Origin of the sequence: Nonomuraea cavernae (assembly GCF_014646355.1) — a bacterium.
GTDB lineage: Bacteria > Actinomycetota > Actinomycetes > Streptosporangiales > Streptosporangiaceae > Nonomuraea > Nonomuraea cavernae.
The window spans coordinates 36,910-58,981 of record NZ_BMNH01000032.1; the positions used below are offsets into that span (position 1 = coordinate 36,910).

22 protein-coding genes and 5 tRNA genes are annotated in these 22,072 nt (G+C 70.5%); 18 read left to right on the forward strand and 9 right to left on the reverse strand.

The window, feature by feature from the left end; translation table 11 throughout:
• The first annotated feature begins 9 nt into the window (after nucleotides 1-9).
• Nucleotides 10-558 (forward strand): GNAT family N-acetyltransferase, encoded by a 549-nt coding sequence (locus tag IEY82_RS33270; protein ID WP_189128241.1) that lies wholly within the window; start codon nucleotides 10-12, stop codon nucleotides 556-558.
• A gap of 37 nt (nucleotides 559-595) precedes the next feature.
• Here IEY82_RS33270 and IEY82_RS33275 read toward each other — a convergent pair whose 3' ends face one another.
• The gene (locus tag IEY82_RS33275; protein ID WP_189128242.1) at nucleotides 596-883 is read right to left on the reverse strand and encodes a DUF1540 domain-containing protein; all 288 of its coding nucleotides are present in this window, start codon (nucleotides 881-883) and stop codon (nucleotides 596-598) included.
• A gap of 224 nt (nucleotides 884-1,107) precedes the next feature.
• Between IEY82_RS33275 and IEY82_RS33280 the strand changes: the two genes are divergently transcribed.
• From IEY82_RS33280 to IEY82_RS33290, 3 genes are all read left to right on the forward strand, one after another.
• Nucleotides 1,108-1,563 carry a hypothetical protein gene (locus IEY82_RS33280; RefSeq protein ID WP_189128243.1) on the forward strand — a complete coding sequence of 152 codons (456 nt, stop codon included), beginning with the start codon at nucleotides 1,108-1,110 and terminating at the stop codon, nucleotides 1,561-1,563.
• 94 nt (nucleotides 1,564-1,657) lie between these two features.
• Nucleotides 1,658-2,062, forward strand: coding sequence for a nitroreductase family deazaflavin-dependent oxidoreductase (locus IEY82_RS33285; protein WP_189128244.1), 405 nt, complete (start codon nucleotides 1,658-1,660; stop codon nucleotides 2,060-2,062).
• 147 nt (nucleotides 2,063-2,209) lie between these two features.
• Nucleotides 2,210-2,680 (forward strand): OsmC family protein, encoded by a 471-nt coding sequence (locus IEY82_RS33290; protein WP_189128245.1) that lies wholly within the window; start codon nucleotides 2,210-2,212, stop codon nucleotides 2,678-2,680.
• Between the two features lie 16 nt (nucleotides 2,681-2,696).
• Here the strand turns inward: IEY82_RS33290 and IEY82_RS33295 are convergent, their stop codons facing one another.
• On the reverse strand, nucleotides 2,697-4,175 hold the full coding sequence (locus IEY82_RS33295) for an Nramp family divalent metal transporter (RefSeq protein WP_189128246.1): 1,479 nt from the start codon (nucleotides 4,173-4,175) through the stop codon (nucleotides 2,697-2,699).
• Between the two features lie 101 nt (nucleotides 4,176-4,276).
• Here IEY82_RS33295 and IEY82_RS33300 point away from each other — a divergent pair, with 101 nt between their 5' ends.
• Together IEY82_RS33300 and IEY82_RS33305 are read left to right on the forward strand one after the other, a co-directional pair.
• On the forward strand, nucleotides 4,277-4,645 hold the full coding sequence (locus IEY82_RS33300; RefSeq protein ID WP_189128247.1) for a PH domain-containing protein: 369 nt from the start codon (nucleotides 4,277-4,279) through the stop codon (nucleotides 4,643-4,645).
• 64 nt (nucleotides 4,646-4,709) lie between these two features.
• Nucleotides 4,710-5,975: a hypothetical protein gene (locus IEY82_RS33305; RefSeq protein WP_189128248.1), complete on the forward strand. Its 1,266-nt coding sequence runs from the start codon at nucleotides 4,710-4,712 to the stop codon at nucleotides 5,973-5,975.
• Here the strand turns inward: IEY82_RS33305 and glgA are convergent.
• Nucleotides 5,944-7,143, reverse strand: coding sequence for a glycogen synthase (glgA, locus tag IEY82_RS33310; RefSeq protein ID WP_189128249.1), 1,200 nt, complete (start codon nucleotides 7,141-7,143; stop codon nucleotides 5,944-5,946). The genes IEY82_RS33305 and glgA overlap by 32 nt on opposite strands.
• Before the next feature lie 188 nt (nucleotides 7,144-7,331).
• Here glgA and glgC point away from each other — a divergent pair, with 188 nt between their 5' ends.
• Nucleotides 7,332-8,567 (forward strand): glucose-1-phosphate adenylyltransferase, encoded by a 1,236-nt coding sequence (gene glgC, locus IEY82_RS33315; protein ID WP_189128250.1) that lies wholly within the window; start codon nucleotides 7,332-7,334, stop codon nucleotides 8,565-8,567.
• 42 nt (nucleotides 8,568-8,609) lie between these two features.
• Here the strand turns inward: glgC and IEY82_RS33320 are convergent.
• The 5 genes from IEY82_RS33320 to IEY82_RS33340 all read right to left on the reverse strand — a co-directional run bounded on the left by IEY82_RS33320 (nucleotide 8,610) and on the right by IEY82_RS33340 (nucleotide 12,944).
• Nucleotides 8,610-8,683: transfer RNA gene (locus IEY82_RS33320), tRNA-Leu, on the reverse strand.
• Between the two features lie 242 nt (nucleotides 8,684-8,925).
• Nucleotides 8,926-9,885: a tripartite tricarboxylate transporter substrate-binding protein gene (locus tag IEY82_RS33325; RefSeq protein ID WP_189128251.1), complete on the reverse strand. Its 960-nt coding sequence runs from the start codon at nucleotides 9,883-9,885 to the stop codon at nucleotides 8,926-8,928.
• A 108-nt stretch (nucleotides 9,886-9,993) separates the two neighbouring features.
• Nucleotides 9,994-10,761, reverse strand: coding sequence for an SAM-dependent methyltransferase (locus tag IEY82_RS33330; RefSeq protein ID WP_225264156.1), 768 nt, complete (start codon nucleotides 10,759-10,761; stop codon nucleotides 9,994-9,996).
• 72 nt (nucleotides 10,762-10,833) lie between these two features.
• A complete protein-coding gene (gene glmS / locus IEY82_RS33335; protein ID WP_189128253.1) occupies nucleotides 10,834-12,654 on the reverse strand; it encodes a glutamine--fructose-6-phosphate transaminase (isomerizing) in 1,821 nt (606 codons plus the stop codon).
• 20 nt (nucleotides 12,655-12,674) lie between these two features.
• A complete protein-coding gene (locus tag IEY82_RS33340) occupies nucleotides 12,675-12,944 on the reverse strand; it encodes a hypothetical protein (RefSeq protein ID WP_225264158.1) in 270 nt (89 codons plus the stop codon).
• Nucleotides 12,945-13,178: 234 nt separating this feature from the next.
• Here IEY82_RS33340 and IEY82_RS33345 point away from each other — a divergent pair, with 234 nt between their 5' ends.
• The 5 genes from IEY82_RS33345 (at nucleotide 13,179) to IEY82_RS33365 (ending at nucleotide 15,549) form a co-directional block, all read left to right on the forward strand.
• Nucleotides 13,179-15,059: an N-acetylmuramoyl-L-alanine amidase gene (locus IEY82_RS33345; protein WP_189128255.1), complete on the forward strand. Its 1,881-nt coding sequence runs from the start codon at nucleotides 13,179-13,181 to the stop codon at nucleotides 15,057-15,059.
• 97 nt (nucleotides 15,060-15,156) lie between these two features.
• Nucleotides 15,157-15,228 (forward strand) — tRNA-Gly (locus IEY82_RS33350).
• 17 nt (nucleotides 15,229-15,245) lie between these two features.
• A tRNA-Cys gene (locus IEY82_RS33355) sits at nucleotides 15,246-15,316 on the forward strand.
• A 55-nt stretch (nucleotides 15,317-15,371) separates the two neighbouring features.
• Nucleotides 15,372-15,443 (forward strand) — tRNA-Gly (locus tag IEY82_RS33360).
• 34 nt (nucleotides 15,444-15,477) lie between these two features.
• Nucleotides 15,478-15,549 (forward strand) — tRNA-Val (locus IEY82_RS33365).
• Between the two features lie 80 nt (nucleotides 15,550-15,629).
• Here the strand turns inward: IEY82_RS33365 and IEY82_RS33370 are convergent.
• A complete protein-coding gene (locus IEY82_RS33370; RefSeq protein ID WP_189128256.1) occupies nucleotides 15,630-16,835 on the reverse strand; it encodes an ammonium transporter in 1,206 nt (401 codons plus the stop codon).
• 297 nt (nucleotides 16,836-17,132) lie between these two features.
• Between IEY82_RS33370 and IEY82_RS33375 the strand changes: the two genes are divergently transcribed.
• Genes IEY82_RS33375 through IEY82_RS33400 form a run of 6 tightly spaced genes read left to right on the forward strand, consistent with a single transcriptional unit; the run spans nucleotide 17,133 to nucleotide 22,057 of the window.
• A complete protein-coding gene (locus tag IEY82_RS33375; RefSeq protein WP_225264160.1) occupies nucleotides 17,133-18,038 on the forward strand; it encodes an urea transporter in 906 nt (301 codons plus the stop codon).
• Between the two features lie 29 nt (nucleotides 18,039-18,067).
• Entirely contained in the window at nucleotides 18,068-18,376 is a 309-nt protein-coding gene (locus IEY82_RS33380; RefSeq protein ID WP_189128258.1) for an urease subunit gamma, read from the forward strand.
• A complete protein-coding gene (locus tag IEY82_RS33385; RefSeq protein ID WP_189128259.1) occupies nucleotides 18,373-19,119 on the forward strand; it encodes a sirohydrochlorin chelatase in 747 nt (248 codons plus the stop codon). Before IEY82_RS33380 ends, IEY82_RS33385 begins: the two co-directional genes overlap by 4 nt.
• A complete protein-coding gene (gene ureB, locus IEY82_RS40525; protein ID WP_189128260.1) occupies nucleotides 19,109-19,597 on the forward strand; it encodes an urease subunit beta in 489 nt (162 codons plus the stop codon). Before IEY82_RS33385 ends, ureB begins: the two co-directional genes overlap by 11 nt.
• Before the next feature lie 5 nt (nucleotides 19,598-19,602).
• Nucleotides 19,603-21,327: an urease subunit alpha gene (gene ureC, locus IEY82_RS33395; RefSeq protein ID WP_189128261.1), complete on the forward strand. Its 1,725-nt coding sequence runs from the start codon at nucleotides 19,603-19,605 to the stop codon at nucleotides 21,325-21,327.
• Between the two features lie 13 nt (nucleotides 21,328-21,340).
• On the forward strand, nucleotides 21,341-22,057 hold the full coding sequence (locus IEY82_RS33400; RefSeq protein WP_189128262.1) for an urease accessory protein UreF: 717 nt from the start codon (nucleotides 21,341-21,343) through the stop codon (nucleotides 22,055-22,057).
• Nucleotides 22,058-22,072: the final 15 nt, after the last annotated feature.

The window sequence follows — 22,072 nt, forward strand, 5'->3', positions numbered from 1 at the left end:
CTTCTGCGCATGCGTCTCGTGCGGTGCGATGGTGTGCGGCTGGGACTGCGTGACGTCTCGGAGGCCGACGTGGCGGCACTGCACGCCATCTACGGCGATCCGGCGGCCACGCGGTACATGCCGTTCGAGCCGCTGACACCCGCTGAGGTCACGGCGCTGGTCGAGGAGGCCGGGCGCGCCGCCGCCGCCGAGCCGCGCCTGCTGTACGTGCTCGCGGTGGTCGACGCCGACCACCGCGACGTGATCGGGGTGGCCCGCCTGCACATCGAGGCCGACCAGCCGCACAGCGCCGAGATCGGCCTCGGCCTGCGGCCCGACCAGTGGGGCCGGGGCATGGGCACCGACCTGATCAAGCTGCTGCTGTCGTTCGGGTTCAAGCAGCTGGGGCTGCGCCGCATCTGGGGCGCCCGTGCGCCCGCCAACCTGCCCGCCCAGCTGGCCATGCTGACGGCGGGCATGATCGAGGAGGGGCTCGTCCCACGCCAGGTGCTCACGCCTGAGGGCTGGCGCGACTCCGTCGTCCACGCCGCCCTGAAGGACAGGTGGATCGACCGCTAGGGGCGCCGACGGCCCGGCCCGCTGGGAGCTCCGGGGCTCAGACCGGCGCGTAGGTCTTGCAGTCGGCCCTGTCGCTCACGTAGCCCACCTCGATGCCGGGCGCCTGGCATTCGAACTGGCTGTTGTGCCGGCAGTCGGCCACCTTGCACGCCCCGACCCGTCCGACGGTGGAGGGATCGCCGCCCTTGGCGGACGCCGTGAAGAACGTGTCACAGTGCGCCTGCTGCGGCGCGTCGCCGACGGTGATGGCCGAGGCGTGGCAGACGCGCTCACGGTTGTAGACGCAGGCTTCCGCCTCACACTGGTTCACGACGGGCATCTTCATCGCGGGTCTCCTTCCGCGAGTTGCCACGGGATCGACGGGCTCTCCGGCCGGCGTGGGCGCTCGCGCCTCTCTCATACCGTCTCCGATCAGACCGTTAAGCCCAAGAGAGTGCCAAAGCCTCACCGTCTCCGGCGGGGGCTCCCGCTTGACGACACGGTCCGGAGTCCCGTGGGATTGTCGGTGCCGCGCCCTACGATGAGCCTCCTCACGGAGGGATCTGTCACATGCTCGACTCGCTGATCGTGCCGTTGTTCGTCACCACGGATCTGCCGCCCGGCGCCGACCTCGCCGGGTTCGGCGAGCTGCTCGCGGAGACGGCCCGCACGCTCGACCATGACGGCGTGAGCTACGAGGCGTTCCTGGCCGGCAAGGTGTTCTGGCTCGACCGGCCGGTGATCCCCCGGCAGCGGCCCGCGGCCGACGCCGAGCTGCGGTTCGCGGCCATGCTCGGCTACCTCGCCGCCTCGGGGCCCGGCCACACGCCGGCCGGCGTGGTCGCCGACGTGCGACGAGCCGTCTCCGCCGCCGTCACCGCCCGCTACGGCGAGGTGGGCGCGGCCCCGGCGGTGTTCGCCATCCGCGACCGCGACGTCCGCGAGCGCACCCCCGGCGCCGCCCTCTACGTCGGCACCCGTGACGCCACCCCCGACCTGGTCACGGCCGCCCGCTCCTACCTGTGACCCCGCCCCGCCATCCGGCGGACACCTGGCCGGCCGCCGTGCGGAGCCCGGCGATGATCGTGACCTGACGCCGTCAGCGGGTAGCCTCTCCGGCATGCTCTATGGCAAGGAACACGTCCAGCGTTACCAGCAGACCGACGGCCAGGAGGGGCACGACTGGAACAACACCACCGTCCTGCTCCTGACCACGAAGGGCCGCAACTCCGGCCGGTCCTACACCACGCCGCTCATCTACCAGCGGCACGGTGACGACCACGTCGTCGTGGCCTCCAAGGGTGGCGACCCCGACCACCCCGAGTGGTACAAGAACCTGCTGGCCGACCCCGAGGTCGAGGTGCAGGTGAAGGGCGAGAGGTTCACGGCCCGCGCCCGTACGGCCGGCCCGGAGGAGCGGCCGGAGCTATGGCGGCTGATGAACGGCACCTGGCCCCACTACGACGCCTACCAGCAGAAGACCGATCGCGAGATCCCCGTCGTGGTGCTGGAGACCGTCGGCTGACCACCGAACCGTGGTGCTGGAGACCGTCCGCTGACCACCGGGTCATGACGCTGGAGACCGTCCGCTGACCGGAGCCCCCGCCGAGCGAGCCCGCGCGGCGCGGACCCCCGGTGATCGCCACGGGTCGCGATGCCCCAGGATGGTGGCATGAGCCGCGAACACCGCTATCACACCACCGTCACCTGGACCGGCAACCTCGGCGAGGGCACCTCCGGCTACCGGACCTTCAGCCGTGACCACGAGGTGTCCGCCGAGGGCAAGCCGGCCGTGCACGGCTCCTCCGACCCGGCGTTCCGGGGCGACCCGGCCCGCTGGAACCCGGAGGAGTTGCTGGTCGCGTCAGTCTCGCAGTGCCACATGCTGTGGTATCTGCACCTGTGCGCGACCAACGGCATCGTGGTGACCTCCTACGTGGACGAGGCCGAGGGCACGATGGCCGAGGAGTCCGGCGGCGCCGGCCGCTTCACGTCGGTGACGCTGCGGCCGACGGTCACGATCGCCGCGCCCGAGGTGCACGACAAGGCCGTCGAGCTGCACCACGAGGCCAACCGGATGTGCTTCGTCGCCAACTCGGTCAACTTCCCCGTGCGTCACGAGCCGCGGATCCTGCACGCCTGAGCGCCGGAACCGAACGCTAGAACGTCACCAGCGGGTCGCCGACGAAGTCCGCGATGAAGTTGACGAAGAAGAAGCCGAAGAACAGGAAGTTGAGGATCAGGATCACGTAGTGCCACGGGCGGGGCCGGGCCGGGCGCGGGAGCTTGCTGTTGAGGTAGATGAGCAGGAAGGGGTAGACCAGCGCGCCCAGGTTCGACATGTTGGCCGACCACTCCACGAGCCCGACCGGCAGCGAGAAGTGGATGACGATCGAGATCACGATCAGCAGGACGATCATGAACGGGTAGTAGAAGCGGCGCGGGTCGCCCTCCACCAGGGCGCGTAACCGGGGGCTGGTGGCGTGCGCGGCGTCGGTCGTCACCCTGACCATGGCCTCGAAGATGCCGAGCTGGGTGGAGAAGAGCACCAGCACGCCGAGGACGAGCGCCACGTAGAACATGACCTGGCCGTACTCGTCGCCGAGCGCGGCGGCCACGAAGGTGGGGACGTTGGCCCGCGTCGGCCGCTCCCCCGACATGGCCACGGCCTGCGACATGAGCAGCGTGGGCAGCAGCATGCCGAGGATCGCGCCGACGAAGAACACTCCCCACATGTCGACCATGAGCAGCCGATACCACCGGCGCCACATGCTCCGGTTGCGCTCGTCGTCCGGGAACGTCACTCCGCTGGCCAGGATCTCGGTGCGCTCGCCGCGCAGGCCCGAGATGTATCCGGCCCGGAAGCCCATGCCGTAGCCCTTGTCGCGGTAGTGGCCCATGACGTACCAGTTGAGGCCGGAGGCCAGCGCGGTGAAGCCGGCCAGCCCGCCGAGCTGGGTGGCGGTGATCCCGCTCGGCGGCGCGGCCGGGGTGACGAACCCGCGGATGCCCTCCCACCATTGGCTGAGCGGCACCACGAACAGGCAGATGCCGAGCAGGGCGATCAGGATGGCGCCGACCATCACCCAGTTGGCCAGCTCCAGCGCCCGGCTGATCCGGCGCGCCGAGGCGGTGATCAGGAAGACCAGCACGAGCAGCGCGATGGCCCACAGCCGGGGCTCCTCGGCGCCCACGGGCGGGGGCTCGCCGTGGAACAGGGCATACACGCCCTGACCGGCGGAGGCGGCCCAGCCTCCCGCGATGAACGCGAAGATCACGACGAGCACCGAGAGCGGGATCCAGAGCTTCCACCCCGGGGGCACCCGTCCCCAGCCGACGACCGGCGTCTCGCCGGTGGCGAGCACGTAGCGGGAGCATTCCACGTTGTAGAACGTCTGGAGCAGGGCGGACACCAGGATGACCCAGCCGACCCCGACGAAGCCGTACTGGCCGACGCTGAGCGGGCCGAGCAGCCATTCGCCGCTGCCGATCGAGATGCCGAGCGCGATCAGGCTCGGGCCGACGGCGTACTTGAACAGCTCCTTGGGGCCGATCCTGGAGACCTTGAACACCTCTTCGGGTGAGGGCAGGTCGGTGACGGTGAGATCCGGGCGACTGACTCCGAGCGGATGCGACATCTCAGGCCTCCTGCCGTTCAGGGTGATCCCCTATCCAGTCGGCTACAAGACCCAAATGCCGCGTATGGAACGCCACGCCCCGTCCTGCTCGTTCTCCTGGCATGGCTGACATCCCCTACGACCGGAAAGAACAGCTCAAGCAGATCGAGAGCGGGTTGCTCCAGGGCGAGCGGATCCTCGCCGTGTACGACGCGATCGGGGCGGGCACGGGCTTCCTCGGACTGACCGATCGACGGGTCATCGTGCAGGACAAGTCGTTCGTGGGCAAGCGGATCGCGCTCACCAGCATCCCCTACGGCAAGATCTCCGCGGTGAGCGTGGTGAGCAACAAGTCGTTCGCCGGCGGCTTCTTCTCGTCGGGTTCCATCGCCGTCCATGTCGGGACGCACACGTACGAGGTGGATTTCCGAGGCGACAACAAGGCCCACCACGTACATAACGTGATCCTTCACTACATTTCGCAGACCTAGTGGATCTTCCGCCGACCTGAGCGGCAGAAGACGCCGGGGCCACGCTGGCCTATCGTGCGGGAGCATGAGATCTCTCGGGGAGGCCGGCGGGCCGCGCGCGGCCGGAAGGCTGGGAGCGGCCACGGCCGTGATCGCGTTGGCGGCCGCCTGCGTCCAGCCGCCCGCGCGGACCCCGGCCGCATCCACGTCCCCGTCCACGCCGGGCATCTCGCCCACGGGGACCGTCGGATCGCTGACCCCCGTGCCCGTGCCGGGCCCGACGCTGCCGCCGCTCGCCGCCCGGCCGGCCCGCTGCGCCCAGCCACCGGCCCGCGCCGACCGGCTGCGCGCCAGGCCGGTCAGGACGACCTGGCGCGCGGTCTTCACCGACCGGGACCACGGCGGCTTCGGCGACCTCGCCGTGGGCGGTGACGGCGCGGTCTGGACGACCCACTTCACCCAGCGCGCGAGCGGCGGGACCGTCGAGACGGCGTTCGCCGGGCTGCGCCGCTGGGACGGCGCCCGGTGGCGGGCCTACCCCCTGCCGGACGTGCGCGTGACCGCGCTGGGCGCGACCTCGGCCGAGCAGGCCTGGGTGTTCGGGCTGGCGGACGGCCAGGCCGGGCTGGTGGGCGGCTTCCAGCACGGCACGTTCGTCTCGTCGCCGCTCACCGGCCGGCCCGCCGGCACGATCGGCACCGGCGGCACCGCCGCCCGGGGCGCGTGGGCGGTCAACGGCACGGAGGCGCTGTCCTGGGACGGCTCCACCTGGCGGGCGCACGAGCTGCCCGCGCCGGCGGGCGCCGTGGGCGGTGAGGACACGGACGTGTGGACGGTCAGCGGCCCGCTGCGGGAGGCGGGCCCGGCCGCCCGGTGGAACGGCTCCGCCTGGCAGCGCGTCGGCGTGCCCGAGCTGGGCCTGCCGCCCGCGGCCGAGTCGCCCCGGATCCACCTCAATGACGTGGCCGTGCTCGGCCCGCGCGACGTGTGGGCGGTCGGCGGGGTGTCGTGGCTGGTGCCGGGCCGGTTCGACGAGCAGAACGAGCCGCTCGAACGCCACCGGCCGGTCGCCCTGCACTGGGACGGCCACGGGTGGCGGTGCGACTGGGGCTCGCTCGGCAGCACGTTCGCGCAGGCGGAGCCCGACGGCCGGGGCGGCCTGTGGGTGCTCGACTCGACGGGCTCACGGCTGCTGCGTCACTCCGGCGGCCGGTGGACCAGCCAGCGGCTGGCCGGCCAGGTCGCCGCGCTCGCCTGGCGCCCCGGCACCGCCGAGATCTACGCGGCCGGCGCCGTGGGGGGCGCCGTGGGGGGCGAGCTCACCCGGGCGACCCTGTGGCGGAGCCGGTGAGCGAGGTGTAGAGGTCGAGGGTGCGCCGCGCGATGCGCTCCCAGGAGAAGTGCTCGACGGCCCTGGCCCGGCCCGCCTCGCCCATGGCGCGGGCCCGCGCCGGGTCGCCCAGCAGGCTGTTGACCCGTTCGGCGAGGTCGGCGGCGAACCGGGCCGGATCGTGCGGGCTGCCGTCGGCTCCCTGGTCGATCGGCGCCAGCAGCCCCGTCTCGCCGTCGGCCACCACCTCGGGGATGCCGCCGGTCGCCGTGGCCACCACGGCCGTCTCGCAGGCCATCGCCTCCAGGTTGACGATGCCCATCGGCTCGTAGACCGACGGACACACGAACACCGTCGCGTGCGTGAGCAACTGGATCACCTCGGGCTTGGGCAGCATCTCGGAGATCCACACCACGCCCTCGCGCCGCTGCCCGAGGTCACGGACGAGCTCGGTCACCTCGGCCGCGATCTCCGGCGTGTCGGGCGCGCCGGCGCAGAGCACGAGCTGCGCGCCGGGGGCGAACTCCCGCGCCGCATGCAGGAGGTGGATCAGCCCCTTCTGCCGGGTGATCCGGCCGACGAACACGACGTACGGGACGCGCGGGTCGACGCCGTGTTTGTTCAGGACGTCGTCGCCCCGGTCGGGGGCGTATTCGGTGGTGTCGATGCCGTTGTGGATCACGCTCACCCGGCCGGGCGGGATCTCGGGGTAGGCGGCGAGCACGTCGCGCCGCATGCCCTCCGACACGGCGATCACCGCGTCGGCCGCGGCGAGCGCGGTGCGCTCGGCCCAGGACGAGAGCGTGTAGCCGCCGCCCAGCTGCTCGGCCTTCCACGGGCGCAGCGGTTCGAGGCTGTGCGTGGTGACGACGTGCGGGATGCCGTACAGCATCTTCGCGACATGTCCGGCGAAATTGGCGTACCAGGTGTGCGAGTGCACCAGGTCGGCGCCTTCGCAGGCGGCGGCCATCTCCAGGTCCACCCCGAGCACCTGCAGCGCGGCGTTGGCCGGCTCCAGCGCGGCGGGCACCCGGTAGGCGGCGACACCGGGCTCGTCGCGGTCGGCCCCGAAGCACCGCACCCGGACGTCGGCCAGCCGCCGCAACTCCCGGGCGAGGTACTCGAGATGGACGCCGGCCCCGCCGTACACCTCGGGTGGGTACTCCCGGCTGAGCAGATCAACACGCATGAGACGACCTTACGAGCTACCAGGGTGCCCAAGCACACCGACAAGCCGGTAAATATCCACCCCGCAGGACGGTGGAGCGGGACGCGTGGCCGCTCACCAGGGCCGCCTGCCCGGAGCGGGACGCCCAAGAAGAGAGCCAGTGCGGGGTTTCGTCGATAGATCGGCGATTTGGGGGTAGCGTCCTGGACATGAGGTCCCGGAGGGTGCTTGCGGTCGTGCTGGCTGGTGGAGAGGGCAAGAGGCTCATGCCTCTCACGGCGGACCGGGCCAAACCGGCCGTGCCGTTCGGGGGGATGTACCGGCTCATCGACTTCGTGCTGTCCAACCTCGCCAACGGCGGTTTCCTGCAGATCGTCGTGCTGACCCAGTACAAGAACCACAGCCTCGACCGGCACGTCTCACGCACCTGGCGGCTGTCGGCGATGCTCGGCAACTATGTGACGCCGGTGCCCGCGCAGCAGCGCCTGGGCCCGCGCTGGTTCTCCGGCTCGGCCGACGCCCTGTTCCAGAACCTCAACCTGATCTATGACGAGATGCCCGATCACGTGATCGTGTTCGGCGCCGACCACATCTACCGGATGGATCCCCGGCAGATGCTCGAACAGCACGAGGACTCGGGCGCCGACGTGACGGTGGCCGCGATCAGGCAGCCGCTGTCGCTGGCCGACCAGTTCGGCGTGATCGAGACCGACCCGCAGGGGCGCCGCATCGTGGCGTTCCGGGAGAAGCCCAAGGACGCGGTCGGCCTCGCCGACTCCCCCGACGAGGTGTTCGCCTCGATGGGCAACTACGTGTTCAAGACCCAGTCCATGATCGACGCGTTGCGTGAGGACGCCCTCGACCCCACCAGCAAGCACGACCTGGGCGGCAACATCATCCCCATGCTGGTCAAGTCGGGCGGAGCCGACGTGTACGACTTCGCCCACAACGTGGTGCCCGGCTCGACCGAGCGCGACCGGGGCTACTGGCGCGACGTGGGCACGCTCGACGCCTACTACGAGGCCCACATGGACCTCATCTCGGCGCACCCGATCTTCAACCTCTACAACGACAAGTGGCCGATCCACACCGGTCACGACCCGCTGCCGCCCGCCAAGTTCGTGCACAACGACGGCGACCGGGTGGGCCGGGCGATCGACTCCCTCGTCTCACCCGGCGTGATCGTCTCGGGCGGCACGGCGTTGCGGTCGATCCTGTCGCCGAAGGTAGTGCTGCACTCCCACTCGCTGGTCGAGGACTCGGTGCTGATGGAGAACGTCAAGATCGGCCGGGGCGCGGTGGTGCGCAAGGCCATCATCGACAAGAACGTGGTGATCCCCGACGGCGCCCGCATCGGCTTCGACCTCGACTACGACCGCACCCGCTTCGCCGTGACCCGGGAGGGCGTCGTGGTCATCGGGAAGAACGAGATCGTGGACCGCTGACCGGCGGGCTGAGCCGTGCGCGTCGCCCAGGTGCGCCGAGGGTGCCGCCCCGGGGATTCGAACCCCGAACCTCCACATCCTGAATGTGGCGCCTCTGCCAGTTGGGCCAGAGCGGCGTGGGCCCCGGGCCGGCTGGCGTGGGCCGGACCCGGAACGAAGGACCGGATCCAGCCGGGGGGCGCCATTCCCGCCGGTCAGACCGTGGTCCGCGGCCTTGATCGCTCAGGGCCGTCATGCTGCATGTCCTCAACGGTAACCGGGTGATCATCGGCCACGCCACGCATTTAGCGCCGCGGCCGGGCCTCAGCCGAACGTGGCGGGACGGCTGGGCCACGGGACCCCGCGCGGGCACCCGCCGTCAGTGGCCGTTCCCGCAGCTCCCCCAGCACGTCGTGCCCGGCGTGTTGAGGAGGCCGAGATCGCGGAGCACCGCCTTGGTCCGGCCGACCTCGGAGCCGAGCCACACCTTGAAGTCGTCACCCGCCAGCGGGATGGAGCTCCATCCCCGGACGCGGCAGGTGGTCTGCCAGGCCGCCGAATCGGCGACCGTCTCGCACAGCTCGAGGGCCGAGGCGCGGCTCTCCTCGGTCATGCCGGTCGGCCCGACCGCCGCGCACCAGTCGGCGAAGTCGACGCGCACCCCCGACTCCAGCAGGCTCGGCGCGTCGATGCCCTCGACCCGGCGGGCGCTGGACACGGCCAGCGGCCTGACCAGCCCCATGCGGATGCTGCCGCGCCAGTCGGGGAGCGTGCCGGCGGCGGCCGCGGCCCGGCCGCCGAGCAGCGCGGTGGCCGCCCCGACGGCACTGGGATAGCCGGTGTAGTCGACCCGCCGGGTGTCGGCGCCCAGCCCCCGCGCGATCAACCCGAACAGCAGGTGGTCGGGCTCTCCCTGAGGCCCGCCGGCGAGCAGCGTCTGCTCGGGCCGGGCCAGCAGGTGGGCGCCGAACTCGTCGAAGTCCTTGAACCGTGAGTTGGCGGGCACGACCACCACCTCGACGTCGCCGACCAGCCTGGCCAGCGGGGTCGTGGTGTCGAGCAGGCCGGGCCGGCCGTTCAGCTCGGCGGCTGCCAGGACGGACAGCCCGGTGACGGTGATCGGGGTGGCCGCTCCGGGCCCGCCCGGCCGGGCCGACACCGTGAATCCGGCCCGGCCGCCGGCCCGCACGAGCGCCTGGACGACGCCCTCCAGCCGGTCGGTGGCCGCCGTGACGGAGAACGGCTGCCGCGGCCTCGCGGGCACGCCGCGCTCGGTGCCGCACCCGGCCGCGCACGCCGCGACGCCGAGTCCCAGCGCGAAGAAGTGCCGTCGGCGCATGACGTGCCTCCCCGAGATGCGGCAAGACCTCCTCTTACTACAGGTTATTAACACATCACGTACGGTCACACGCCGGGGTCGCCGCAACCCTGATCCCGAGAACCGGACTTACCGCTTCGCGCCGACGCCGGCCAGGAGGTAGGACGACGTGGACGGCTCGCCGACCAGCCTCGGCCGGTCCGGACGCCAGTCGGGGGCGTTCACCAGGCCCGGCTCGACCAGCGCGAAGTCACCGAAGAACGTCCTGATGCCGGCCGGGGTGCGGTCGGCCCCGGCGGCGGAGGGCCCACGCGAGATCACCTTGGCCGCGTCCTCGGGGCTCAGCCGCCCGACCGAGGTGGCGTGCGTGATCACCAGATGGCTGCCGGGCGCCAGCGCGTCGCGCAGCCTGGCCACCATCCGCTGAGGATCGGCCGAGTCGGGGACGAAGTGCAGCACCGAGGCCAGCACCACTCCGACCGGCCGGTCGAGGTCGAGGTAGGCGGAGGCGCGCTCCAGCACCTCGCCCGCGTCGAACAGGTCGGCCTGGACCAGGACGGCCCGGCCCGACTCCTCCAGCAGATCTCTGGCCCGGGTGGCCACGACCGGGTCGTGGTCCACGTAGACGACCCTGGCGCCGGGGGCCACCTCGTGCACGTGCCCTCCGGTGGGCAGGCCGCTGCCCAGGTCGAGGAACTGGCCGACCTCGGCCTGGGCGAGGTAGCGCACCGCCCGCTGCAGGAACTCCCGGTTGATCCGCGCGAGGGGAACGGCTTGCGGGAACAGGGCCGCAAGCCGGTCGGTCACCTCGCGGTCGACGGCGGTGTTGTCATCGCCGCCGAGCATGTAGTCGTACATTCGCGCAAGGTTGGGAGCCTGAGGATCGAACTCGACCACACGAGGAGCTTAAGTCGCTATTCCAGGAATAACGAGAAGTTTGTCGGATTGTGGCCATCGTGCCATATGAATTTATTCAACTGTGACACTCTTTGCCAGATTGCGCGGCTTGTCCACATCGCGGCCGAGGGCGACCGCCGCGTGATAGGCCAGCAGCTGCAGGGGGATCGTCAGCAGGATCGGGTCCAGCTCGATCTCGTTGCGGGGCACCACGATCACGTCGTCGGCCAGCTTCGCGTCGGGCTCGCGATGACCCACCATGAGCACCTGGCCGCCGCGGGCGCGGATCTCGCCGAGCGTGGTGAGGTTCTTGTCGAGCAGCTCGTCGTCGGGGACGATCGCGACCGTCGGCATCTCGGGGCCGATCAGCGCGAGCGGCCCGTGCTTGAGCTCGCTGGCCGGATAGGCCTCCGCGTGCACGTACGAGATCTCCTTGAGCTTCTGGGCGCCCTCACGGGCCACGGGGTAGCCCCGCACCCGGCCGACGAACATCATGCTCGGATACTTCGCGTACTTCTGCGCCAGCTCGGCGATCTTGTCGCCCTGGGCCAGGATCTCCTCTATCTGCCCGGGCAGCCTGCGCAACCCCTCGCAGATGCGCCGACCGTCGGCCGGCGACAGGTCGTGCACCCGGCCGAAGTGCAGCGCGAGCAGCGCGAAGGCCAGCGACGTGGAGGTGAACGCCTTGGTGGAGGCGACCGACACCTCGGGCCCGGCGTGCAGGTAGACGCCGCCGTCGACCTCCCGGGCGATCGCGCTGCCGACCGCGTTGACGATGCCGATGACCCGGCCGCCCTTGCGCTTCAGCTCCTGCACCGCGGCGAGCGTGTCGTAGGTCTCGCCCGACTGGCTGATCGCGACGTACAGGGTGTCGGGGTCGACGACCGGGTTGCGGTAGCGGAACTCGCTGGCGGGCTCGGCGTCGGCCGGGATGCGGGCCAGCTCCTCGATCAGCTGGGCGCCGATCTGACCCGAGTAGTAGGCCGAGCCACAGCCGATGATCTTCACCCGGCGGAAGGACCGGGTCTCGCGGGCGTCCATGTTGAGCCCGCCCAGGTGCGCGATGTGGAAGCGCTCGTCGAGGCGGCCGCGCATGGTGCGGGAGACCGTGTCGGGCTGCTCGGAGATCTCCTTGAGCAGGTAGTGCTCGTAACCGCCGGTGTCGTAGTGGCCGGCCTCCCAGTCGACGGTCAGCGGCTCCTTGGCCGTCTCGCGGGCGTCGCTGGCGAAGGTGTGGAAGCCGTCGGCCTTGAGCACGGCCAGCTCGCCGTCCTCCAGGTGCACGACCTGACGCGTGTAGCGGACCAGCGCGGCCACGTCGGACGCGGCGAACATCTCCTTCTCGCCGATGCCGAGCACGATCGGGCTGCCGTTGCGCGCCACCACGACCTCCCCCGGCCGCTGGGCGTCGATCACCGCGATGCCGTACGTGCCGACGATGCTCTTGAGCGCCTTCCTGACCGCCTCCTCCAGCGTCTCGGTCTCCTCGGCGGTGCGGGCGATCAGGTGGGCGAGCACCTCGGTGTCGGTCTCGGAGACGAACGCCACCCCGTCGGCGACCAGCTTGGCGCGCAGCTCGTCGGCGTTCTCGATGATGCCGTTGTGCACGACCGCGATGCGCTCGTCGGTCGACAGGTGCGGATGCGCGTTGAGGTCACTGGGGACGCCGTGGGTCGCCCAGCGCGTGTGACCGATGCCGAGGCCGCCCTTGAACCTGGCCGGCATCACCTTGGCCAGATCGGCCACCCTGCCCTTGACCTTGCGCAGCTTGAGGCCCTTGTTCGACACCACGACACCCGCCGAGTCGTAGCCGCGATACTCCAGCCGCTGCAGGCCCTCCAGCAGGATGGGCGCCGCGTCCTTCGATCCGACGTAGGCGACGATTCCGCACATCCGAGGTCTCCTCTGTCCGCTTATCCGTAGACGATCCGGCGCAGCTGCCGCAGAGACAGCTGGGGCGCCGCCACCGGGCGGCCCCGCAGCTCCGCGGCGACCCTGGGGAAGATCTCGTCGTTGGTGAAGCCGTGAGCCTTCAGCTCGGAATGACGCCGCCGTACGAACTCCTCGACCGGCTCGGAGAAGTACGCCAGCACGTCGGCCACCACGCGCGCCGCCTCGCCCGAGCCGAGCCCGCTGGTGCGGGCCAGATGGGCGATGAGGTCCTCATAGGGATGCCGTGCCATGGACACAGACGAGGACACTACGCATGAGAGACGAGACATGCCAAGGTCCTGCCCGAAATCGGGCAGGATTACCGCCTAGTGGGCTCCCGAACGTGTCCAACCTTTCGCCAAGCACCGGCCCACGGCCGTCACCGTGGCCGGCCTCATCCGCATCATCCGTCACGTCTGACACATCCCTTTCTGGGAATGGTTACGGCGGGTGATCGAGCAAAGCCGCTACGTGGGGGTATTTTCATGCTGCACTGGGTCGTCGCCGGACTGGCCGCGAGCGCTCTGGCCGGGCCGAGCCAGCCCGGCAGGCAGGCCGAGTTCGCCGCGGCGGCCAGAGACTACGGCGTGCCGGTCAGCGTGCTGCTCGGCCTCTCCTACCTGGAGTCCCGCTGGGACGGCAACGCCGGCGAGCCGAGCGTGGGCGGCGGCTACGGGCCGATGCATCTCGTGGACACCGACGCCGCGCGAGCCGGCGGACACGCGGCGCCCCCGGCACCGCCGGCGCCCGCATCGCCCGCATCGCCCGCATCGCCCGCATCGCCAGCGGCGCCCGTCTCCCGGCAGGCGACGGTGCGGGAGGCGGCGCGGCTGACCGGGCTGCCCCCGGACAGGCTGCGCTCCGACCCGGCGGCCAACATCCGGGGCGGCGCCGCCGTCCTCGCCTCCTACCAGCCGCACCGCAGCGCCGACCCGGCCGACTGGCACGACGCCGTCACCCGCTACTCGGGCTCCCGGGCCTTCGCCGACGAGGTGTTCGCGGTCATCCGGGAGGGCGCGGCCCGCCGTACGGACGACGGCTTCCGGATCCGGCTGGAGCCGGATCCCGATGCGCGCCCGGCGCCTCGGGCGGACCCGGACGCACGCCCGGCGCCGCGAGCGGACCCGGACGCGCGCCAGGCGCCGCGAGCGGACCCGGCCCAGGAGACGGAGTGCCCCGCCGCGCTGGCCTGCGAGTGGATGCCCGCCGCCTACCGGCGCACCGGCGGCGGTGGCTACGGCAACCACGACCGGCTCGACCGCGCGCGGCGCGTCGACTACATCGTGATCCACGACACCGAGGGCGCCTACGCGGGCCTGCCGAAGCTCGTGCACGACCCCGAGTACGTGAGCTGGCACTACACGGTCCGTTCCCGCGACGGGCACGTCGCCCAGCACGTGCGGACCGGGGACATCGCCTGGCACGCCGGCAACTGGGACGTCAACACCCGCTCGATCGGCATCGAGCACGAGGGCTACCTGGCCACGGGCGGCACCTGGTACACCGAGGCGATGTACCGGGCGTCGGCCAGGCTGGTGCGCTACCTCGCGGCCCGCTACGACATCCCGATCGACCGGGCGCACATCCTCGGCCACGACACCGTGCCCGGCACCACGCCCGAGGCCCTGCCGGGCATGCACGAGGACCCCGGCCCCTACTGGGACTGGGCCCACTACTTCGACCTCATGGGTCACCCGATCGAGGGCTCCCGCCGCGGCACCTCGGTCGTCATCCGGCCCGACTACGAGACCCACCGGCCCCGCTTCACCGGCTGCTCCAAGACCGGCTGCGAGCCCCACGGCGCCTCGACGGTGTGGCTGCGCACCGAACCCCGCGCCGACGCCCCGCTGATCGACGACATCGGCAAGCGGGTCGGCCAGCCCAGCACCCGCAGCGTGTACGACCACAGCGCGCGAGCCTCGACCGGCCAGCGGTTCGCCCTCGCCGGGACCCAGGACGACTGGACGGCCATCTGGTACCTCGGCCAGAAGGCGTGGTTCCGCAACCCGCCCGACCGGCCCACCGCCGTGCCCGCCAGGGGCCCGCTGGTCACCCCGATCGACGGGCGCGTCAGGGTCTACGGCCGCGCCTACCCCGAACGATCCGCCTACCGGGGCACGCGCGCCGCCTACCAGCAGGAGGTCGCCCTCCCGTACGTGATCCGCCCCGGCCAGTTCTACTCCCTCGGTCTGACCGTGGCCGGCTCCTACCAGGCGACCGGCTCCTTCGTCCCGGCCCGGCATGTCAGCGTCCAGGGCGACCAGCGCTTCCACCAGATCCAGCTCGGCCACCGCATCGCGTTCGTCATGGCCAAGGACGTCCGCGTGATCCGGTCGGCTGCTCGGTCCCACGCCGGATCACGCTGAATCACGCCGGAACCCGGCCATGTCGCGGGCGGGACGCGCCGGGCACTCCGCGAAGACGATATGGTTTTCCCGTGGACCGGCACCTCGCCGGAGACACGCGGAAGTGGCTCAGTGGTAGAGCATCACCTTGCCAAGGTGAGGGTCGCGGGTTCGAATCCCGTCTTCCGCTCGGAGTTCAACACTCCTGGTGGAGTGGCCGAGAGGCGAGGCAGCGGCCTGCAAAGCCGTCCACACGGGTTCAAATCCCGTCTCCACCTCGGGCGGACGGCGGACCCTCCGGGATCCGCTAAGGTAAAGAGCAAGCAGCGCCACGCGGAAGTGGCTCAGTGGTAGAGCATCACCTTGCCAAGGTGAGGGTCGCGGGTTCGAATCCCGTCTTCCGCTCTGAGTGACAACTCAACATGTGACAACTCAACACGGACGATTAGCTCAGCGGGAGAGCGCTTCCCTGACACGGAAGAGGTCACAGGTTCAATCCCTGTATCGTCCACCGAGAAGAGCCCGGCACCCTTGTGGTGACCGGGCTCCTTTCTTTCGTGGTTCAAGGGCGTAGAGGTCCGGGGCCCGGGATCAGCTCTCCGCGAAGTTGCGGTCCGCCCCCTGCTCCTGCTCCTCGTCCGTCATCCGCATGCGGAAGAGCCTGTCGATGACGTACCCGATGGCGTACGTGAGGACGAACGAGTAGACGCCGACCACCACGATGGCGACCGCCTGTTTGCCGAGCACCGCGACCGAGCCGCCGTGGAAGAGGCCGGGCACTCCGCGCAACTCGCCGGTGGCGAAGAAGCCGAGTGACAGGAGGCCGACGATGCCGCCCACCCCGTGGATGCCGGTGACGTCCAGGGTGTCGTCGTAGCCGACGACGAACTTCATCTCCACCGCGTACGTGCAGACGATGGCGGCGATGATCCCGATGAAGAACGCGCCGACGGGGTTGACGAAGGCGCACGAGGGGGTGATGGCCACGAGTCCGGCGAGCGCGCCGCTGGCGGAGCCCACCTTGGTCAGGTGCCGGAAGCGGATCCATTCCAGCAGCCGCCAGGTCAGCATCGCGGAGCAGCCGGCGATCATGGTGCTGACGAAGGCCCTGGCGGCCGTGGCGCCGTCGGTCAGCGCCGAACCGGCGTTGAACCCGAACCAGCCGAACCACAGCAAACCCAAGCCAAGCATGACATAGGCGATGTTGCCCGGCCTGGGCCCTTCCTGGCGGCGGAAGGCGACGCCCCGGCCCAGCACGAGCGCCATGGCCAGCCCGGCGATGCCCGAGTTCAGCTCGACGACCAGGCCGCCGGCGAAGTCCATGACCCCCCACTTGCTGAGCCACCCGGACTGGGCGAACACCCAGTGCGCGATCGGCGTGTAGACCAGGGTGATCCAGACGACGACGAAGGCGATCCACGGCCCGAACCGGGCGCGTCCCGCGATCGAGCCGCTGATGAGCGCGACCGTGATGATGGCGAAGGTGGCCTGGAAGGCCGCGTAGACGTAGATGGGGATCCGTCCGAACACCTCCGTGGGAGCCATGCCGGGGAAGTTGCTCCAGCCGATGAGGCCCACCCCGCCGGCGTCCGTGCCGAAGGCGAGCCCGAAACCGTAGGCGAACCACACGACGGTCACCAGGCTGATGCAGATGAAGCTCATATAAAGCATCGTCAAAAGGTTTCTGGAGCGGACCATGCCGCCATAAAAAAAGGCCAGTCCAGGGGTCATCAGAAGCACCATCGCGGTGCTCACCAGCATCCAGGCAGAATCTCCGGTGTTCAGACCGGTCGGCATTTCTTCCCCCTCGTTCGAGCTGCATTTTCGAATTGCGCTCACAGGCACATGACGAGGCCCTGCCCGCTGTCTTGACCTTGGCACCGAGGAGGCAAACGCGACGTTTCATTACTTTGCCCATCATTAACTCTCGTCTCTTTTCAGTGGACCGGGCCAGGGAAGTTAACGGTGCGACCCCCTCGATTCGTGTTTTTCCTGGCGGAACGGAGATCTGCGCACATGAGCTCGGCGTCGCTACCGGGGGACAAACCTGGCGGGACCGGCTCGACAGGGGGCAATCGGCTGACCGACCTGCTGTTGACCGTTCCACGCGGCGTCGCGCAGGTCGACTTCCAGCCGAGCTACTGGACGGGGCTGCTGTTCATCGTCGCGCTGTTCGTCGGCGGCTGGCAGTTCGGCGTCTTCGGGCTGCTGGGAACGGTGGCCGCCACCGCCACCGCCTACCTGCTGGGCGTCACCTGGGATCGGGTCGGCCTCGGTCTCGAAGGTTTCTGCGGAACGCTGATCGGTGTCAGCCTCGTCCTCTACCTCGGTGTCAGCTGGATGACCGTCTTCCTGGTCATCGGGGGCGCGATCGCCGGAAGCGTGCTCACCTCGGCCATGGTCACGGTGCTCACGCCGTACAACCTGCCGACGTTCACCGCCCCGTTCTGCGTGATCACCACGGTGATGGTGATCGGCGCGCCGTCGTTCGCCCGCGTCTGGGCCGGGCACGTCAACACCAGCGCGCCGTCCGTGACCCACCCAGGCACGGCGGTCACCTGGACCGACGTCTGGCAGGGCACTTTCAACGGCGTCGGCCAGGTGTTCTTCCAGAACAAGTGGTACGTCGGCGTCATCTTCCTGCTGGGGCTGCTGGTCGCCGGCCGGCGGATCGCGCTGGTGGCCTTCCTGTCCAGCCTGCTCGGGCTGCTCGTGGGCTGGTCGTTCGGCGCCCAGGCGGCCGACCTCGGAGCCGGTCTGTACGGCTACAACTCGGTGCTGACCGGGATCGCGCTGGCCGGGACGTTCGTCGTGCTGACCCCGATCAGCGGGGTCTACGCGGCGATCGGCGCCGCCTCGGCGGCCGCGCTGACCGCCGGGATCGGCAACCTGTTCGCCGTGGTCGGCGGCCACACCCTGACCTGGCCGTTCGTACTGATCACCTGGGTCTTCCTGGCCGCCGTCCCGATGCTCGCCAAGATCCACCGGGTCGCCGACTGAGGCGCCGGGAGGAGAAAGAGAGAACCTGAATGAACCTCACACCACGAGAGATCGACAAGCTGCTGATCTTCGTCGTCGCGGAGCTGGCGGACAAACGCAGGAAGCGCGGGCTGAAACTCAACTACGGCGAGTCGGTGGCACTGATCAGCTCCGCCATCGTGGAGGCGGCCCGTGACGGCAAGACCGTGGCCGAGTGCATGGAGCTGGGCAAGAACATCGTCGGCCCGGACGACGTCCTGCCCGGCGTGCGCGGGATGCTCAAGCTGCTACAGGTCGAGGCGGCGTTCGACGACGGCACCAAGCTGGTCTCCTGCCACGATCCCGTAGGCGGGAAATGACGATCCGGCCCCGCGACGTCCTGCTGGCCGCCGGGCACGAGAGTCTCGGCGGCCAGAGCCTGCGCGACCTGGCCGGGCCGGGCACCGAGGCGCACGCCGCCGGTCGCGACCTGGCCGCGGCCGTCCGCGACCACGCCCGGGCCGTGGTCGTGCCGATGACGCTGGGCCGCGACCCGGGCCTGTCCGCCACCGCCGCGCAGACCCTGGCCTGGGCGGCCCGCGACCGGACGCCCGGAGATCTGCTGCTCGCGCCGCCGCTGGGCTCGCCGGAGCACCTGGTCGGCTGGCTCAAGGCGGCGATCGGCAGGGACCTGCGCGCCGGGCCGCCGCCTCAGGCCGTGGTGCTGTCGGCCCCGTCCGCCGGGCCGGAGCAGGACGCGGAGCTGTTCAAGGTGGCGTACCTGGTGGGGCGGGGCCTGCCGGTCCGCTGGGTGGAGGTGGCGTTGACCGGCGGCAGGCCGGACATGACGGAGAGCCTGGCCCGCTGCCACCTGCTCGGGGCCGTGGACGTGCTGCTCGTCCCCGCCTCCTTCGTCCCGGCGCCGGTCCTGGACGGCGTGCGGACAGGCGGACCGCTGCTCGGGCCGGCCGGGCTCGCGGCGCTGATCAGAGACCGCGTGGCCACGGCGGAGCGCCGGTGGCGCCTCGACGGCGACGACGGCCTGTCCGGCGAGAGGAGCGCGCACCACCACCACGACCACCACCACGACTCCCTAGAAAGGGCGACGTTCCATGTCGGATGACGATGTCTACATTTACGGCGAAGGAAAGATCGAGCTCAACGCGGGACAGCGAAGAGTGATGCTCACCGTGCACAACACCGGTGACCGGGCGATCCAGATCGGCTCTCATTTCCATTTCTTCGAGACCAACCGCGCCCTGAGCTTCGACCGGGAGAAGGCATTCGGGATGCGCCTCGACATTCCGTCGGGCACCGCGGTGCGTTTCGAGCCGGGTGACACCAAGGACGTCCAGCTGGTGGAGTACGGCGGCGGTCTGAGAATCGTCGGATTCGGCGGGCTGCTCAACGGAAGCGTCCGCTCTCGCGAGGCCCGGCGGGAGGCGATCGTGAGAATGCGCGCCCGCGGCTACCGCGACGAGCCGGGCGCCCCGGAGAAACCGGCGAAACCCGAGAGGAGCGAGAAGCCCGAGAAGGCGGAGAAGGCTGAGAAGGGCGCTGCCAAGACGAAGCGCGCACCCCGTACAGGCAAGAAGGGCTGACCTCGATGACCAGCATCGACCGCAAGCGGTATGCGAGCATGTACGGCCCCACCGTGGGCGACCGGATCCACCTGGGCGACACCAACCTGGTCGTCGAGGTGGAGAAGGACTACACCGAGGGCCACTACGGCGACGAGGTCCAGTACGGCGGCGGCAAGACCGCCCGAGACGGCATGTCCGCTGATCCGGGGTCGCAGAACGCCACGACCGCCCTCGACACGGTGATCACCAACGCCGTGATCATCGACCCGGTGCTCGGCATCATCAAGGCCGACATCGGGATCAAGAACGGGCGGATCGCCGGCGTCGGCAAGTCCGGCAACCCGCACACGCAGAACGGCGTGGACCGGCGGCTGATCGTCGGCGCGGGCACCGAGGTGATCTCCGGCGAGAACCTCATCGCCACCGCGGGCGCCATCGACACCCACGTCCACTTCATCTCCCCGCTGCAGGCGGAGCACGCGCTGAGCAACGGGATCACCACCCTGCTCGGCGGCGGCACCGGGCCGGCCGACGGCACCCGGGGCACGACCTGCACGCCGGGCCCGTGGAACATCAGCCGCATCCTGCAGGCGTACGAGGAGATCCCGATCAACGTCGGGCTCCTCGGCAAGGGCAACAGCAGCCTGCCGAAACCGCTGGAGGAGCAGCTCCGCGCGGGCGCCTGCGGCCTGAAGGTGCACGAGGACTGGGGCACGACGCCCGCCGTCATCGACTGCGCGCTGTCGGTGGCCGACGCCTACGACATCCAGATCAACATCCACACCGACACGCTGAACGAGGCCGGGTTCGTCGAGGACACCATCAGCGCGATCAACGGACGCGCGATCCACACCTACCACTCCGAAGGCGCCGGCGGCGGCCACGCGCCGGACATCCTGCGGGTGATCGGTGAGCCCAACGTACTGCCCGCCTCCACCAACCCGACACTGCCCTACACGGCCAACTCGGTGGACGAACTGCTGGACATGACGATGGTCTGTCACCATCTCAGCTACGACGTCCCCGAGGACATCGCCTTCGCCGAGAGCCGGGTCCGCGCCGAGACCATCGCGGCGGAGACGGTGCTGCACGACCTGGGCATGATCAGCATCATCGGCTCCGACTCCCAGGCCATGGGCCGGGTCGGCGAGTCGGTCACCCGGGCCTTCCAGATCGCCCACCACTGCAAGGAGCAGCGGGGCCCGCTGCCGGAGGACTCCGAGCGTAACGACAACTACCGGGTGCTGCGCTTCATGGCCAAGGTCACCATCAACCCGGCCCGCGTCAGCGGCATGGCGGACCTGATCGGCTCGCTCGAGGACGGCAAGCTGGCGGACATCGTGCTGTGGCCCGTGCACTCGTTCGCCGTCAAGCCGCTCATGGTCGTCAAGGGCGGGTTGATCAGCTGGGGTGAGATGGGCGATCCGAACGCGTCGCTGCCCACCCCGCAGCCGGTCTACTTCCGGCCGATGTTCGGCGCCGTCGGCAAGGCGCTGCGCAAGACCTGCGTCACCTTCATGTCGGACGCGGGCATCCAGAACCAGGTGCCCGAGCGGCTCGGACTGGAACGGCTGGTCGCGCCGGTGCGGCAGTGCCGGACGGTCGACAAGCGGCACATGCTGTACAACTCGACGCTCGGCGACATCAGAGTCGACCCGGAAACCTACAAGGTCACGCTGAACGGCGAGCTGATGACCATCGAACCGGCCCGCAAGCTCCCGCTCAACCGGCTCTACTTCATCGCCTGAGCGAGGAGACGCGATGAGGCTGTCTCGCGGTGGCCTGGAGCCGCTGTTCGCCCAGTTCCAGCTGACGGACTCGGGTTTTCCCAGCGGGCTGTACACGCTGTCGCACGGGCTGGAGGGATACGTCCAGGAGGGGCTGATCGGCTCCGGCGAGCTGGACGTCCCGCTGACGGACCTGCTGACGGACCTGCTGGAGAACGCGGTGGGCCCGGCGGACGCCACGGCCCTGGTGCTCGCGCACCGCGCGGTCCAGTCCGGCGACTGGGACCGGGTGGTGGAGGTGGATCAGCGCCTGCACGCCGTCAAACTCGCCCGCGAGCCGCGCGCGGCCTCGACGAGGACCGGCAGGCAGGTGCTGGCCACGGCCGTCTCGGCCCTCGGCTCGGCGGCCGCCGCCCGGCTCGCCGACCTGGTCGCGCGCGAGGTCACCCCCGGCAACCACGCGGTCGTCATCGGGGTGGTGCACGCGGGCGGCGGGGTGCCGGTGACCAACGCGGTCGCCGGTGACCTGCACGCGTTCGCCGCGAGCTTCACGGCGGCGGCGGTGCGGCTGGGCCGTACCGACTTCCGCCGGGCGCAGGCGATCCTGCGCGAGGTCAGGCCGGTCCTCGTGCGGGTCGCCCGGGCGGCGCTGGACGCCACCGATCCGCGCGACGTGCACGGCTGCGTGCCCGTCGCCGACACCGTCTCCGCCGCCCACGAGCGGGCGCCGGCCCGGCTGTTCATCACCTGAAGGGATCGACTGAAG

Coding starts and splice junctions, on each gene's coding strand:
- IEY82_RS33270 (WP_189128241.1), top strand. CDS start 10: ATGCGTCTCGTGCGGTGCGATGGTGTGCGGCTGGGACTGCGTGACGTC.
- IEY82_RS33275 (WP_189128242.1), bottom strand. CDS start 883: ATGAAGATGCCCGTCGTGAACCAGTGTGAGGCGGAAGCCTGCGTCTAC.
- IEY82_RS33280 (WP_189128243.1), top strand. CDS start 1,108: ATGCTCGACTCGCTGATCGTGCCGTTGTTCGTCACCACGGATCTGCCG.
- IEY82_RS33285 (WP_189128244.1), top strand. CDS start 1,658: ATGCTCTATGGCAAGGAACACGTCCAGCGTTACCAGCAGACCGACGGC.
- IEY82_RS33290 (WP_189128245.1), top strand. CDS start 2,210: ATGAGCCGCGAACACCGCTATCACACCACCGTCACCTGGACCGGCAAC.
- IEY82_RS33295 (WP_189128246.1), bottom strand. CDS start 4,175: ATGTCGCATCCGCTCGGAGTCAGTCGCCCGGATCTCACCGTCACCGAC.
- IEY82_RS33300 (WP_189128247.1), top strand. CDS start 4,277: ATGGCTGACATCCCCTACGACCGGAAAGAACAGCTCAAGCAGATCGAG.
- IEY82_RS33305 (WP_189128248.1), top strand. CDS start 4,710: ATGAGATCTCTCGGGGAGGCCGGCGGGCCGCGCGCGGCCGGAAGGCTG.
- glgA (WP_189128249.1), bottom strand. CDS start 7,143: ATGCGTGTTGATCTGCTCAGCCGGGAGTACCCACCCGAGGTGTACGGC.
- glgC (WP_189128250.1), top strand. CDS start 7,332: ATGAGGTCCCGGAGGGTGCTTGCGGTCGTGCTGGCTGGTGGAGAGGGC.
- IEY82_RS33325 (WP_189128251.1), bottom strand. CDS start 9,885: ATGCGCCGACGGCACTTCTTCGCGCTGGGACTCGGCGTCGCGGCGTGC.
- glmS (WP_189128253.1), bottom strand. CDS start 12,654: ATGTGCGGAATCGTCGCCTACGTCGGATCGAAGGACGCGGCGCCCATC.
- IEY82_RS33340 (WP_225264158.1), bottom strand. CDS start 12,944: ATGGCACGGCATCCCTATGAGGACCTCATCGCCCATCTGGCCCGCACC.
- IEY82_RS33345 (WP_189128255.1), top strand. CDS start 13,179: ATGCTGCACTGGGTCGTCGCCGGACTGGCCGCGAGCGCTCTGGCCGGG.
- IEY82_RS33370 (WP_189128256.1), bottom strand. CDS start 16,835: ATGCCGACCGGTCTGAACACCGGAGATTCTGCCTGGATGCTGGTGAGC.
- IEY82_RS33380 (WP_189128258.1), top strand. CDS start 18,068: ATGAACCTCACACCACGAGAGATCGACAAGCTGCTGATCTTCGTCGTC.
- IEY82_RS33385 (WP_189128259.1), top strand. CDS start 18,373: ATGACGATCCGGCCCCGCGACGTCCTGCTGGCCGCCGGGCACGAGAGT.
- ureB (WP_189128260.1), top strand. CDS start 19,109: ATGTCGGATGACGATGTCTACATTTACGGCGAAGGAAAGATCGAGCTC.
- ureC (WP_189128261.1), top strand. CDS start 19,603: ATGACCAGCATCGACCGCAAGCGGTATGCGAGCATGTACGGCCCCACC.
- IEY82_RS33400 (WP_189128262.1), top strand. CDS start 21,341: ATGAGGCTGTCTCGCGGTGGCCTGGAGCCGCTGTTCGCCCAGTTCCAG.